The sequence below is a fragment of the Inquilinus sp. genome (assembly GCF_039594555.1).
In the GTDB taxonomy this organism is placed as follows: Bacteria; Pseudomonadota; Alphaproteobacteria; order DSM-16000; family Inquilinaceae; genus Inquilinus.
Map to the genome: position 1 here is coordinate 15,378 of NZ_JBCNNF010000006.1, position 12,742 is coordinate 28,119.

The 12,742-nt window shown below is 68.7% G+C and carries 15 protein-coding genes; 7 read left to right on the forward strand and 8 right to left on the reverse strand.

The features are described 5' to 3' along the window. Window positions 1–138: 138 nt before the first annotated feature. From ABDW35_RS01315 to ABDW35_RS01340, 6 genes are all read left to right on the forward strand, one after another. Window positions 139–1,917, forward strand: coding sequence for an SRPBCC family protein (locus ABDW35_RS01315; RefSeq protein WP_343712035.1), 1,779 nt, complete (start codon window positions 139–141; stop codon window positions 1,915–1,917). A 69-nt stretch (window positions 1,918–1,986) separates the two neighbouring features. Then, on the forward strand, window positions 1,987–2,253 hold the full coding sequence (locus ABDW35_RS01320) for a hypothetical protein (protein WP_343712036.1): 267 nt from the start codon (window positions 1,987–1,989) through the stop codon (window positions 2,251–2,253). Continuing rightward, a complete protein-coding gene (locus ABDW35_RS01325; RefSeq protein ID WP_343712037.1) occupies window positions 2,240–2,680 on the forward strand; it encodes an SRPBCC family protein in 441 nt (146 codons plus the stop codon). Before ABDW35_RS01320 ends, ABDW35_RS01325 begins: the two co-directional genes overlap by 14 nt. A 72-nt stretch (window positions 2,681–2,752) precedes the next feature. Beyond that, window positions 2,753–3,103: a metalloregulator ArsR/SmtB family transcription factor gene (locus ABDW35_RS01330; RefSeq protein WP_343712038.1), complete on the forward strand. Its 351-nt coding sequence runs from the start codon at window positions 2,753–2,755 to the stop codon at window positions 3,101–3,103. Then, window positions 3,087–3,548, forward strand: a complete 462-nt coding sequence (locus ABDW35_RS01335; protein WP_343712039.1) for an SRPBCC domain-containing protein — start codon at window positions 3,087–3,089, stop codon at window positions 3,546–3,548. The genes ABDW35_RS01330 and ABDW35_RS01335 overlap by 17 nt, the downstream gene beginning before the upstream one ends. A gap of 20 nt (window positions 3,549–3,568) precedes the next feature. After that, a complete protein-coding gene (locus ABDW35_RS01340) occupies window positions 3,569–3,973 on the forward strand; it encodes a GFA family protein (RefSeq protein ID WP_343712040.1) in 405 nt (134 codons plus the stop codon). Window positions 3,974–4,001: 28 nt separating this feature from the next. Here the strand turns inward: ABDW35_RS01340 and ABDW35_RS01345 are convergent, their stop codons facing one another. From ABDW35_RS01345 to betI, 8 genes are all read right to left on the reverse strand, one after another. Then, window positions 4,002–4,172, reverse strand: a complete 171-nt coding sequence (locus ABDW35_RS01345) for a hypothetical protein (protein WP_343712041.1) — start codon at window positions 4,170–4,172, stop codon at window positions 4,002–4,004. A 206-nt stretch (window positions 4,173–4,378) separates the two neighbouring features. Beyond that, the gene (locus tag ABDW35_RS01350) at window positions 4,379–4,591 is read right to left on the reverse strand and encodes a hypothetical protein (protein WP_343712042.1); all 213 of its coding nucleotides are present in this window, start codon (window positions 4,589–4,591) and stop codon (window positions 4,379–4,381) included. A 117-nt stretch (window positions 4,592–4,708) separates the two neighbouring features. Continuing rightward, window positions 4,709–5,554 (reverse strand): ABC transporter permease subunit, encoded by an 846-nt coding sequence (locus ABDW35_RS01355; RefSeq protein WP_343712043.1) that lies wholly within the window; start codon window positions 5,552–5,554, stop codon window positions 4,709–4,711. A 148-nt stretch (window positions 5,555–5,702) separates the two neighbouring features. Next, on the reverse strand, window positions 5,703–6,644 hold the full coding sequence (locus ABDW35_RS01360) for an ABC transporter permease subunit (RefSeq protein ID WP_343712044.1): 942 nt from the start codon (window positions 6,642–6,644) through the stop codon (window positions 5,703–5,705). Continuing rightward, entirely contained in the window at window positions 6,641–7,789 is a 1,149-nt protein-coding gene (locus tag ABDW35_RS01365) for an ABC transporter ATP-binding protein (protein WP_343712045.1), read from the reverse strand. The genes ABDW35_RS01360 and ABDW35_RS01365 overlap by 4 nt, the downstream gene beginning before the upstream one ends. 185 nt (window positions 7,790–7,974) lie before the next feature. Next, window positions 7,975–9,090 (reverse strand): polyamine ABC transporter substrate-binding protein, encoded by a 1,116-nt coding sequence (locus ABDW35_RS01370; protein ID WP_343712046.1) that lies wholly within the window; start codon window positions 9,088–9,090, stop codon window positions 7,975–7,977. A gap of 117 nt (window positions 9,091–9,207) precedes the next feature. Then, complete coding sequence (locus tag ABDW35_RS01375) at window positions 9,208–10,371, reverse strand: acyl-CoA dehydrogenase family protein (RefSeq protein ID WP_343712047.1); 1,164 nt, start codon at window positions 10,369–10,371, stop codon at window positions 9,208–9,210. A 142-nt stretch (window positions 10,372–10,513) separates the two neighbouring features. Continuing rightward, complete coding sequence (gene betI / locus ABDW35_RS01380; RefSeq protein WP_343712048.1) at window positions 10,514–11,182, reverse strand: transcriptional regulator BetI; 669 nt, start codon at window positions 11,180–11,182, stop codon at window positions 10,514–10,516. A gap of 194 nt (window positions 11,183–11,376) precedes the next feature. Here betI and ABDW35_RS01385 point away from each other — a divergent pair, with 194 nt between their 5' ends. Next, window positions 11,377–12,720, forward strand: a complete 1,344-nt coding sequence (locus ABDW35_RS01385) for an aminotransferase class III-fold pyridoxal phosphate-dependent enzyme (RefSeq protein ID WP_343712049.1) — start codon at window positions 11,377–11,379, stop codon at window positions 12,718–12,720. Window positions 12,721–12,742: the final 22 nt, after the last annotated feature.

Consider the following 12,742-nt stretch of genomic DNA (forward strand, 5'->3'; position numbering starts at 1 on the left):
GATAGGCTGCGAGGAGATCCCCGCTTTCGCGGGGATGACGATGAAGGTGAATGGAGAAGACATCCGACTTGCCGAACAGCCATTCGATTCACTAAAATTTCCATTCGATAGAGTCGAACGGCCGATCGGGAGGTTGGCATGGACGACGGCATGGAGGGCCGGGTGCGGGCGCGGCTGCCGCAGGATGCGCGGCGCGAGCAGCTGATCGACGCGGCGATCACGGCGATCGCCGAGCACGGCCTGTCGAATGTCACGCTGACCAAGGTGGCCAGCCTGGCCGGGCTGACCGCCGGCATGGTGAATTTCCACTTCAAGTCGAAGCAGGACCTGCTGCAGGCCACGCTGGCGCGCATGGCCGACGCCTACCGCACCCTGTGCGAAAGCGCGGTGGCTGCCGCCGGCCGGGCGCCGGAGGAGGCGCTGATGGCGCTGGTCCGCGCCAGCTTCGACCCGCAGGTGGCGAGCCTGGAGCGGCTGGCGGTCTGGTACGCCTTCTGGGGCGAGAGCCGGGCCCGCGACGACTACATGGCAACCGTCGGCGCCTCCGACCGCGCCTTCTACGAGGCGGTGCACGCGCTGATGGCCGAGCTGGCCGAGCGCGCCGGCGCCCGGGTCGAGCTGCGCGCCGCGGCGCTGGGCCTGTGCGGCCTGGTCGACGCGCTGTCGCAGGAGGCGCTGGTGCAGCGCGAGGCTTTCGACTGGGACGACGCAGTCGACACCTGCCGCCGTTACCTGGCCAACCTGTTTCCGGCGGAGTTCGCCGCCCCGGCCCGGCTGCGCTTGGTGGCCGAGGCCGAGGCCGACGCCCCCGCCTTACCGCCGACCCTGCCCGGCTGGACCTATGCCGATCCCGGCATCCATGCGGCCGAGGTGGCGCGCATCCACCGCCCGGCCTGGCACCTGGTGGCGCATGTCTCGGAGCTGCCGGCCCCCGGCGACTACGTCACCTTCGAGGCGCTGGGCGAGCGCGCCTTCGTCATCCGCGGCGAAGACTCCGGGGTCCGCGCCTTCCACAATGTCTGCCGGCACCGCGCCCATGCCGTGCTGCAGGGCCGCGACGGCCATTGCAGCGGGCTGATCCGCTGCCCCTACCACGCCTGGTGCTACGCCTGGGACGGGCGGCTGCGCGCCGTGGCGGCGGCGAAGACCTTCCCGGAGATCGACACGAGCGGCCTGGGCCTGCTGCCGCTGGACTGCGAGGTGTTCTCGGGCTTTGTCTTCCTGCGCTTCGAAAGCGGCGGCCCGTCCGTGGCCGAGCGCTACGCCCCCTATGCGGCGGAGCTGGCGGCGCACCGGATCGAGGAGATGGTGCCGGTCACCGATTACTGGATCGGCGAGATCGACGCCGACTGGAAGACCATCTGGGACAACTACCTCGAGGACTACCACTTCCCGACCGGCCATCCCGGCCTGTTCGGACTGATGTCCGGCGCCTATGACCGCGAGCCGGACGACGCCACCCGCACCATCCGCCTGAGCCACGCGCTGCGCCGGGAGCCCGATGGCGGCTGGTCGACCCGCGCCTACGCCCGGCTGCTGCCGGACGTGCCGCACCTGCCGGAGGCGCTGAAGCGGCGCTGGACCTATCTGTTCCTGTATCCCGGCGTGTCGCTGGAGCTGTATCCGGACCTGCTGGACTATTTCCACATCCTGCCGGCCGGGCCCGGCCGGTCGATCCTGCGCTGGCGGGCCTATGCCCGGCCGGACGACCGCCGCGCCATGCGGCTGACCCGGCGGCTGAACCTGCGGGTGAACAACCGGGTGCATGACGAGGACGCGGCGCTGATCCGCTCGGTCCAGCAGGGCCTGTCCGGCTCGGCCTATGGCAGCGGCGTGCTGGGCGAGAAGGAGATCAATCTCCGCGCCTTCCAAAGCTGGATCCGCCGCGACGTGCCGGAAGCCGGGCAGCCGCGATAGAAGCAGCCGATACGCGACGCCGCTCTGATGAGAATTGCCGGCAGTTATGTACCATGGTACATGTCAACCATGATCATCGAACGCGTGCAGACCGGCGTCCGCCTTGAGAAGCGGCTGGTGAAGGTGCTCAAGGCATTGGCGGAGTATCGCGACATGAGCCTCGGCGAACTGCTGGAAGGCATCGTGTTGCACGCCTTCGAGGGGCGGCCGCCCTTCACGCCGGAGACCCTGGACACGATCGCCAGGCTGAAGGGCATCTACGGGCTGGACCTCGGCGCGGCCGACAGCCACCGGCTGGAGGATCCAGGAGAGGGGACGAGCCATGGATCATCTTGAGCGTTGCCATGCCATCGTCCTGGCAGGCCCGGTCGACCGGGTCTTCCCCTTGTTCACGCCGGCCGGCGAGACACTCTGGGCGGAAGGCTGGGATCCCGAATTCCTGCATCCGGCGAGCGGAGACATCATGGACGGCATGGTGTTCCGGACCCGGCATCACGGCGAGACCACGCTGTGGGCCTGCATTGACTGGAACCCCGAGTCACATCGGGTCCGGTACGTCCGGGTCACGCCATCCTCCCGCTTCGGCTTCGTCGAGGTGGTCTGCCGGGAAGCGCCGGGCGGTCGCACCGAAGCCACGATCGCCTACACCTATACGGCCCTCAGCCCGCAAGGGCGGGTGCATCTCGCCGAGCTGAGCGAGGCGGCGTTCACCCGCATGATCGAGGATTGGCGAAACCGCATCGATCGCCTTCTGGCGATGTGACGCCCATCACTTGACATGGGGTCGTTCGCCCGGTACTGAACCATTGGGTTAATCAACCAATCGGTTCAATACGTGTCGACGGACCCTCTCAGTCTCACGCTGGCAGCGCTGGCCGACCCGACCCGCCGGGCGATCCTGGCGCGGCTGGCCCGCGGCGAGGCCTCGGTCACTGAGCTCAGCGAGCCCTTCGCGATGAGCCTGACCGCCGTCTCCAAGCACCTGAAGGTGCTGGAGCGTGCCGGGCTGGTGACGCGCAGCCGCACGGCGCAGTGGCGCCCCTGCCGGCTGCAGGCCGGCCCGCTGAAGGACATCGCCGACTGGGTCGAGAGCTATCGCCCGTTCTGGGATGGCGGCTTCGACCGGCTGGACGACTATCTGCGGCAACTGCAAGGCAAGGAGACCAAGGATGACCGCACCCAGTGACGCCGCCGCTGTGGACACAGGACCGGAGCTGGTCATTACCCGCGTCTTCGACGCTCCGCGCAGCCTGGTCTTCAAGGCCTGGGCCGAGCCCGAGCATCTGGTGCGCTGGCTGGGGCCGAAGGACTTCGCCGCCTCCGCCGTGCGGATCGATCTGCGGCCGGGCGGCGCCTGGAGCGCCGTCATCACCTCGCCCGAGGGCAACGCCTACGGCATGGGCGGGGTGTATCGCGAGATCGCGCCGCCGGAGCGGCTGGTCTTCACCTTCGCCTGGGACGAGGAGGCGGCGGAGCGGATGCTGATCGCCCTCACCTTCCGCGAGCGCGGTGGCCGGACCGAGATGACCTTCCGCCAGACCGGCTTCCGCTCGGTGGAGAGCCGCGACAGCCACCGCGGCGGCTGGAACGAGTGCTTCGACCGGCTGCCGGCCTACTTGGCGCAGATCTGAATATCGGACGGGGGAATGCGATGAAACGCACCTATCACGGCAGCTGCCATTGCGGCGCCGTGCGCTTCGAATGCGACGCCGACCTGGAGGCCGGCACCAGCCGCTGCAACTGCTCGATCTGCGGCAAGGGGCGGTTCTGGAAGGCGATCGTGCCGGCGCCCGATTTCCGCCTGGTGCAGGGCGGGGACGCGCTATCGGACTACCAATTCGGCAGCGGCACGATCCATCACCTGTTCTGCCGCCGCTGTGGCGTCAAACCGTTCGGGCGCGGCCATATGGAGGCGCTGGGCGGCACCTTCTACGCCATCAACATCGCGTGCCTGGACGATGTTTCAGCCGGGGAGCTGGCGGCGCTGCCGGTCGCCCATGAGGACGGCCGCGCCGACCATTGGGACAGGGCGCCGGCGGAGACGCGCCACCTGTGAGGCCGCGCGCCCCCGCCATGGCCTGCCGTCAGTAGGCCGGGGTCACGACGGTGGTGCGCGGCGGCGGCGTCACCACGGTCGCCGACGGGGCCGGCTGGGTCACGACGGTGGTGTCCGGCTTGTCCGGCGTGTTGTTCACCGTGCAGGCGGCCAGCAGCGGCAGCCCGGCGATGGTGAGGGCAAGAACGATGGAGCGCATGTCCAATCCTCCATTTCGGTTGGAAGCGGCTAGAAGCGACACCGCGCTCAGTCAGCAACAGGGCGATGCGGTGCCGTGTTCCCCGCTGGGGTTGAGGTCAGAGGCTCGGGCCGGCATGGCGGCCCAGGGAAGCGGACGCCCGATCGGGACATCCTGGCGGCCGGGGCCGCGGGGCGCCGTGCCGGCACGAGCTCAACGATCCGGCGTCAGTAGGCCGGCGTCACCACCGTCGTGCGCGGCGGCGTGACATAGGCGGTGCCCGGGGTGGTGACGACGGTCGGGGCCGGCTGAGCGACCACGGCAGCCGGTGCCGGCTGGGCCACAACGGTGGTCCGGCCGGGCGGGGCGGTGTTCACCGTGCAGGCGGTCGCCAGCAGCGACAGGCCTGCCAGGGCCAAAGCCGTGGATATGGAACGCATCTCACGTCCTCCAGTGCAGTGAAGCGACCCGAATCCAGGCCGCAACGCAGATACCCAACGTGACGAAGCGAGAGCCGGTTCCTTCCACCACATTTACGCAAAAATCGATGGTGATCTTTATGCCGATCCGCCTTCGGCCGCGGCGCGGCGGCTGTCGCGGGCCTTGCGGGCGTCGCGGCGGTTCAGGATCAGGGCGCTGGCGATGACGAAGCCGGCCACCACCACGATGATGATCGTCGCCAGCGCGTTGATGTCCGGCGTCAGCCCCAGCCGGACCTTAGAGAAGATCAGCATCGGCAGCGTGTTGGCGCCGGGGCCGGAGGTGAAGGTGGCGATCACCAGATCGTCCAGCGACAGGGTGAAGGACAGCAGCCAGCCCGACACCATGGCCGGCGCCAGCAGCGGCAGGGTGATGTCGACCATCACCTGCCAGGGCCGGCTGCCGAGATCGGCCGCCGCCTCCTCGATCGATGCATCCATGTCGGCCAGGCGCGACTGCACCACCACGGCGACATAGGCCATGCAGAAGGTGACATGGGCGATGGTGATGGTCAGCGCGCCGCGGCCGGACGGCCAGCCGAACGTATCCTCCAGCGCCACGAACAGCAGCAGCAGGGACAGGCCGGTGATCACCTCCGGCATCACCAGCGGCGCCGTGACCATGCCGGCCAGCAGCAACCGGCCGCGGAACCGGCCGAGCCGCGCCAAAGCGATGCCGGCCATGGTGCCGAGCGCCGTGGCGATGGTGGCGGAGACCGCGGCGATCTGCAGGCTCAGCAGCGCCGCGTCCATCACCTGCCGGTTGCCCCACAGCGCCACATACCACTTGGTCGAAAAGCCGCCCCAGATCGTCGCCAGCCGCGACTGGTTGAAGGAGAACACGATCATCGAGGCGATCGGCCCGTAGAAGAACACGAAGCCGGCCACCAGCCAGAGGGTGAGGAAGCGGGACCGGCCCTTCACGGCGCCGACTCCCTACGTCCTCCACTGTCATCCTCGGGCTTGACCCGAGGATCCAGAGACTGCCGACGCCCGCACCGGCGGCCCCTGGATTGCCGGGTCAAGCCCGGCAATGACAATGGGGGAAATGCCATATCCCGGAGAGGCCCCCTCATGCCCCCTCCCCCCGCGCCTGGCGGTTCTGGAACCACAGGATCGGCAGCACCAGGACCAGCAGCAGCACCACCGCCACGGCCGAGGCCACCGGCCAGTCGCGGTTGGAGTAGAACTCGTTGAACAGCACTTGGCCGATCATCGGGCTGGACGGGTTGCCCAGCAGCGCCGGGATCACGTATTCGCCGGTCGCCGGGATGAACACCAGCAGCGACCCGGCGACGATGCCGGGCAGCGACAGCGGCAGGGTGACGTCGACGAACACCCGCCAGGGCCGCGAGCCGAGGTCCATCGCCGCCTCGACCAGGCTCTGGTCCAGCTTCTCCAGCGTGACGTAGAGCGGCAGGATCATGAAGGGCAGGTAGGAGTAGACGATGCCGAGATAGACCGCGAACTCGGTGTTCATCATCTCGACCGGCTGGTCGAGGATGCCGCTCCAGACCAGGAAGCCGTTGAGGATGCCCTGCTTGTTGAGCAGCCCCATCCAGGCATAGATGCGCAGCAGGAACGAGGTCCAGAACGGCAGGATCACGAACAGCAGCAGGATGTTGCGCGCGCCGGGCGAGGACCGGGCGATGCCGTACGCGATCGGATAGCCGCAGACCAGGCACAGCGCGGTCGAGATCAGCGCGATCTTGACCGAATTCAGGTATCCCGCGACGTAGAGCCAGTCCTGGGTCAGGAACACGTAGTTGCGCAGCGAGGCGGTGATGGCCGGCCACGTCCCCTCGCCCCAGTCCAGCAGCGCCGAATAGGGCGGCCGGCCGACGATGCTCTGCGCCAGGCTGATCTTCAGCACGATCAGGAACGGCACCAGGAAGAACAGCACCAGCCAGACCGTCGGCACGCCGATGATCAGGCCGCGCCAGGCATCGCCGACCCGGCGCAGGGCCCGAAGCCAGAGCGGTGCGCTCGGCCCAGGCTCGGGAACGGCCGTCATTCGGTCAGCAGCAGCGAAGCGGCGGGGGACCAGGACAGCCAGACCCGGTCGTCCCAGTCGACCGGCCGGTCCTCCTCTCGCCCGCGGCACTCATTCTGCCGGCTGACCGAGACCAGCCTTCCGTTGCCGAGCTTCACCCGGAACAGCGAGCGGTCGCCGAAATAGCCAAGGTCGTAGACCATGCCCTGCAGCGTGTTGGCGGCGCCCTGCGGCGGCTCGCGCCCGATCGCGATCTTCTCCGGCCGCACCGCGACCGAGACCTTCGTGCCCGGCGCCACCGCCCCGGCATGGGCGACGACCAGCGGCCCGGCCTGCCCGGTCGCCACCGTCACCCGCCCGTCGGCCGCGCTCTCCACCGTGCCGTCGAACAGGTTGATCGAGCCGATGAAATCCGCCGAGAAGCGGCAGTTCGGATACTCGTAGATGTCGGTCGGCGTGCCCGTCTGCACGATCCGGCCGCGATTCATCACCGCAATCCGGGTCGACAGCGCCATCGCCTCCTCCTGGTCGTGGGTGACGACGATGAAGGTGACGCCGACCTGATACTGGATGTTCATCAGCTCGAACTGGGTCTGCTCGCGCAGCTTCTTGTCGAGCGCCGCCAGCGGCTCGTCGAGCAGCAGCAGCTTCGGCTTCTTCGCCAGCGCCCGGGCCAGGGCGACGCGCTGGCGCTGGCCGCCGGACAGCTGGTGCGGCCTGCGCGGGCCGAAGCCCTGCAGCTGCACCAGCTCCAGCAGCTCGGAAACCCGGTCGCGCCGCTCGGCCGGGGTCATCGCCTCATGCTTCAGCCCGTAGCCGATGTTCTTCTCCACGCTCATATGCGGGAACAGGGCGTAGGACTGGAACATCATGTTCACCGGCCGCTCATAGGGCGGCGCCCGGGTGACGTCCTGGCCGTCGATCAGGATGCGGCCGGCGCTCGGCGTCTCGAATCCGGCGAGCATGCGCAAGAGCGTGGTCTTGCCGCAGCCGGAGCCGCCGAGCAGGCAGAACAGCTCCTTGCGGTGGATCTCGAGATCGACGCCGTCGACCGCGGTGAAGTCGGCGAACTTCTTGGTCAGGCCTTCGATCCGGAGGATCGGCTTGGCCTGCGGGTCGAGCCAGGGCCGGTCCTTGGTGTCCGGATAACGCTCGGCGGTGGCCATCTAGGGTCGGCGCGGGGTCTGGCGGCGCGAACCCCCTCCCCCTGCCCCCCTCCCGCGAGGGGAGGGGGGACTCGATTGCATTGGCTGAGAGATCTCTCTCCAACCGTCAAAACCCTTGTCCCCCCTCCCCTCGCGGGAGGGGGCTAGGGGGAGGGGGTTGTCGATGCCACGCACCGTCTTTGCCCCTACTGCCCGGCCTTGATCTGGCTCCAGGCCCGGGTGCGCAGCCGCAGCGCCTCCTGCGGCAGGTCGGCCGGGACGTAGAGCTTCGCCCGCGTCGCCGCGTCCGGATAGATTGCCGGGTTCTCCAGGATCTCCTTGTTCACGAACTCCACGGACGCTTTGTTGGCATTGGCGTAGTTGGTGAAGTTGGTGGCGTCGGCGATCACCTTCGGCCGCAGCATGTAGTTGATGAAGATCAGCGCATTCTCCGGATGTGGCGCGTCGGACGGGATCAGCCAGCCGTCGAACCAGGCCGGGCCGCCGGTGTCCGGCACCGAATAGGCCAGGTTGACCTTCACCCCCGCCTCCGCCGCCCGGCTGGCCGCCGTGGCGTAGTCGCCGGACCAGGAGAAGGCCAGGCACAGCTCCTGGTTCGGCAGCTGGTTCAGGTAGTTGGCGGAATCCACCGCCTTGACGTATTGCCGGATCGGCTTGAACAGCGCCGCCGCGGCCTCGTAATCCTCGGCCTTCTGCGAGTTCGGGTCGCGGTGCAGGTAGGACAGCGCCAGCGGGATCATGTCGGTCGGCGATTCCAGGATCGAGATGCCGCAATCCGCCCATTTCGCCGCCAGCTCGGGCTTGAACAGCATGTCGAGCGAGGTGACCGGCGCGTCGGCCATCCGCTGCTTGATCATGTCGACATTGTAGGCGAAGCCGACCGTGCCCCACATGTAAGGCACGAAGTACTCGTTGCCCGGGTCGTGGCCGGCGACGACCTTCAGGATTTCCGGGTCGAGATTGCCGTAATTGGTCAGCTTCGACTTGTCGATCTTCCGAAACACCCCGGCCTTGACCAGCGGCGGGATCAGATGCGAGCCGTGCAGCACCACGTCATAGCCGGAATGGCCGGCCATCATCTTGGCGTCGACGGTCTCGGACGCGTCATAGGTGTCGTAGACCACCTTGATGCCGGTCTCGGCCTCGAAATCCTGGATCGTGGTCTCGCCGATATAGTCGACCCAGTTGTAGACGTTGAGAACCTTCTCCTCCTCGGCCCGCGCCGCGGCGCCGCCGGCGCCGGGACCGACGAGGATGGCGGCCGCGGCCAGCAGCCCGATGGCCAAGGGGGAACGCGTCATCGCCTGGCTCCCTGTGTCGCCTCACCTGCCGGCCGTTTGTGTCCGCCGCGGCCATCGGCCTTCCCTATTCAGAGCCCGCTTCGCCGGGATTCTCCAGCGGATTCTTCACCTGAATTCCTACAGGCCGATCGTGCCCTGCAGCCCGCGCTTCAGCAGGCTGCCGGCGATGATCAGGCGCTGGATCTCGCTGGTGCCCTCCCAGATCCGGTCGACCCGCAGCTCGCGGTTGAATCGCTCGGCCACGTTCTCGCGCATATAGCCGCGGCCGCCGAAGATCTGCACGGCCCGGTCGGCGACGCGGCCGGCCATCTCCGACGCCAGCAGCTTGGCCACCGAGCAGCGGGCGTGCAGCGCTTTCACGTCCAGGCCGCGGTCATGCGCGGCGGCAGCCTCATAGGTCACGAGCCGCGCGGCGTGCAGCTCGGCGACGCTGTCGGCCAGCATCGCCTGGACCAGCTGGAACCGCGCGATGGGCTCGCCGCCGATCTTCCGCTCCGCCGCGAATTCGGTGGCCGCCTCGATCAGCCGGTCGGCCGCGCCGCAGCAGCGCGCCGCGATCATCAGCCGCTCGCGCCGGAACCAGGCATGGATGAAGCCCATCCCCTGCCCCTCGGCGCCGATCCGGTTGGCCGCCGGCACCCGCACGCCATCGAAGCGCAGGATCGGGTGGTGATGGCGATAGCTGTGGGTGTAGGCCGGGCTGCGCACGGTGCTGAGCCCCTCGGCCGGCATCTCGACGAAAAACAAGGCGTGGCCGCCATCGGTCCTGGCCTGGACGATCACCGTGTCGGCCAGGTTGGCGCTGGTGACGTGCCATTTCTCGCCGTCGATGACGTAGTGGTCGCCGTCGCGCCGCGCCGTGGTGGCGATGTCGTCGACATCGGAGCCGGCGCCCTCCTCCGTCACCGCGGTGCAGACATGCCGCTCGCCGCGCATCAGCGGCAGGATGAAGCGGTCGATCTGGTCCGGCGAGCAGGCCTCGAACATCCAGGATTGCGCCTCGCCATAGCACCAGGCCAGGGCGTTGGTGACGCGGCCGGTCTGCTCCGCGATCGCCACCTGGTCGAGCAGCGGCAGCCCCAGCCCGCCATGGCGCTGCGGCGCGTCGATCCGCGGCAGGCCCAGTTCCAGCGCGATGCGCTCATGCCGGGCCGCGACCTCGGCCGGGATCTCGCCGCTGGCCAGCTCGGCCTCCACCTCCCACGGGATCAGCTCGGCCTCGACAAAGCGGCGGATCCTGTCCTGCCAGTCGCGGGCGCTGTCGGGGAGCGTGAAGCTCATGGCCTTCTTCCTGGTCCTGACTGCCGCCAGCTCCCCTTTTTGTCATTGCCGGGCTTGACCCGGCAATCCAGGGGCGGCCAGAGCCGCTCTCCGTGGCCCCTGGATCCTCGGGTCAAGCCCGAGGATGACAGTAAAGGAAGGGTCACCCCTTCCCATCCTCAGGCCCTGGCCGGATCGGGCCGTCCCGGGTGAAATGCCGGGGGAAGACCGAGACCAGCATCTCGACCGCGCAGGCCCGGGCGTCCTCGCGGCCGAACTCCTTCGGCCCCATCATCACATGCAGCCACAGCCCCTCCAGCAGCCCGTTCAGGCTGCGGGCCAGCAGGTCCGGCGACTGGCCCGGCGCCGCCAGCTCGCGGCACAGGTTCAGCAGGGTCAGGTGGTAGTCCTGGTCGTTGGCGCTGCACAAAGCGCGGTAGTGCGGCCGGGTCTTGGCCTCGCCCCAGAAGGCGCACCAGGCGGCGATCTTGCGCGGGTTGCAGATGCGGCGGTCGAAATCGGCCAGGACCAGCGCCCACAGCTTCTCCGCCGCGGCCGGCCCGGCCTCGTGCAAGGCGCGGCGCCAATGGGCGCGGTACTCGTCGGACATGTAGCGCAGCGTCTCGACGAGCAGCTTCTCCTTGCTCTCGAAATGGAAGTTGACGATGCCGCGCGACAGGCCGGCGCCGTCGGCGACCACGGCCATCGTCGTCTCCTCGTAGCCGCGTTTGGCGATGGCGTCGATCGTCGCCTCGATCAGCTCCTGCCGCCGCAGCTCCTTCGATTGCCGCCGCCCCCCATTCACCTTGCGCACGGCCTGGCCTTCGGCCATCGGCACCCCCGTCAAATATCCATAAAAGCGTAGCATCGGCGCGGTTTTCTGCAAAGATGCTGAATGAACATCCAGCAAGCTTCTAATTGAACGTTCATTCAACACGATGGACAGAAACAGCCCTGCCATGCCATCCTGGGTCCTGAAATTGCGGCATCAGAACCGCCGGACCAACGACACAAGGACCCGCTGCCATGACCCGCAGCCTGGCGCGCAGCAACGCGCAGTTCCGTCGGGCGTCGACCCGCCTGCCGCTCGGCGTCGCCTCCAACTTCCGCTACTGGGGCGACGACCGGACCATCTATGTGAAGCGCGGCCGCGGCGGCCGGATCTGGGACCTCGACGACAACCCCTATGTCGACTATCGCCTCGGCTACGGCCCGGCGATCCTGGGCTATGCCGACCCGCGGGTGGACGAGGCGGCGCGGCAGGGCATGGAGGTCGGCGGCGTCTTCGCCCTGTCGACCGAGCGCGAATTCACCGTGGCCGAGCGCATCGCCAAGATGATGCCGGCGGCGGAGCTGGTGCGCTTCTCCAACTCCGGCACCGAGGCGGTGATGGCGGCGCTGCGCCTGGCCCGCGCCCACACCGGCAAGGAATCCTATGTGCTGGTCGAGGGCAGCTATCACGGGCTGTTCGACGCGGCGATGTGGATGGTGGCGCTGGACCAGTGGGACCCGCAGAGGACCGACCAGGACCCGGCCGTTGTGCCCTATTCCAAGGGCGTGCCGGAGGCGGTGCGGCCCTTGGTGCATCTGACGCCGATGAACGACGCCGACCGGCTGGAGGACCTGCTGCGCCGCCGCTCGCACGAGATCGCGGCGATGCTGATCGAGCCGATCATGGGCAATTGCTGCGGCATCACCGCCGACGTCGCCTATGTCCGCGCCGTGCGCGAGCTGTGCCACCGCTACGGCGTGCTGCTGATCATCGACGAGGTGAAGTCCGGCTTCCGCGTCGCCCGCGGCGGCACGCAGGGGCTGATCGGCGTGAAGGCCGACATCACCACCATGGCCAAGGCGATGGCCAACGGCTATCCGATCGCGGCGATCGGCGGGCGCGAGGACATCATGCGCCGCTACGGCCGCGGCGTCGCCCATGGCGGCACCTACACCGCCCATTCCGTGGCGCTGGCCGCGGCCGAGAAGACGCTGCAGATCCTGGACGAGACCCCGGCGCTGGAGACCATTGCCGCCTATGGCCGGCGGATGCAGGCCGGAATTAAGAGGATCCTGGATGCTCGCGGCGTGGTCCATTGCTTCGCCGGCCACCCGTCGATGGGCGGGCTGTTCTTCGCCCCGGCGCCGCCGCGCGACTACCGCGACTGGAAGCGCTCCGACTACAGCTTCTACGACGCGCTGGCGCGCGAGCTGCATGAGGAGGGCGTGCTGTGCGAGCCGGATTCGCGCGAGCCCTGGTTCGTCTGCGAGGCGCATGACGACAGCTGCCTCGCCGACACGCTGGCCGGGTTCGAGCGCGCCGTCGACCGCACCCTGGACAAGGGCGGCGACGCCGCCAAGCGAGCCGTGGCACACTGAGCGGCAGACCGGGCGGAGGCAC

Coding starts and splice junctions, on each gene's coding strand:
- ABDW35_RS01340 (WP_343712040.1), top strand. CDS start 3,569: ATGAAACGCACCTATCACGGCAGCTGCCATTGCGGCGCCGTGCGCTTC.
- ABDW35_RS01375 (WP_343712047.1), bottom strand. CDS start 10,371: ATGAGCTTCACGCTCCCCGACAGCGCCCGCGACTGGCAGGACAGGATC.
- betI (WP_343712048.1), bottom strand. CDS start 11,182: ATGGCCGAAGGCCAGGCCGTGCGCAAGGTGAATGGGGGGCGGCGGCAA.
- ABDW35_RS01335 (WP_343712039.1), top strand. CDS start 3,087: ATGACCGCACCCAGTGACGCCGCCGCTGTGGACACAGGACCGGAGCTG.
- ABDW35_RS01350 (WP_343712042.1), bottom strand. CDS start 4,591: ATGCGTTCCATATCCACGGCTTTGGCCCTGGCAGGCCTGTCGCTGCTG.
- ABDW35_RS01320 (WP_343712036.1), top strand. CDS start 1,987: ATGATCATCGAACGCGTGCAGACCGGCGTCCGCCTTGAGAAGCGGCTG.
- ABDW35_RS01315 (WP_343712035.1), top strand. CDS start 139: ATGGACGACGGCATGGAGGGCCGGGTGCGGGCGCGGCTGCCGCAGGAT.
- ABDW35_RS01385 (WP_343712049.1), top strand. CDS start 11,377: ATGACCCGCAGCCTGGCGCGCAGCAACGCGCAGTTCCGTCGGGCGTCG.
- ABDW35_RS01365 (WP_343712045.1), bottom strand. CDS start 7,789: ATGGCCACCGCCGAGCGTTATCCGGACACCAAGGACCGGCCCTGGCTC.
- ABDW35_RS01360 (WP_343712044.1), bottom strand. CDS start 6,644: ATGACGGCCGTTCCCGAGCCTGGGCCGAGCGCACCGCTCTGGCTTCGG.
- ABDW35_RS01345 (WP_343712041.1), bottom strand. CDS start 4,172: ATGCGCTCCATCGTTCTTGCCCTCACCATCGCCGGGCTGCCGCTGCTG.
- ABDW35_RS01325 (WP_343712037.1), top strand. CDS start 2,240: ATGGATCATCTTGAGCGTTGCCATGCCATCGTCCTGGCAGGCCCGGTC.
- ABDW35_RS01370 (WP_343712046.1), bottom strand. CDS start 9,090: ATGACGCGTTCCCCCTTGGCCATCGGGCTGCTGGCCGCGGCCGCCATC.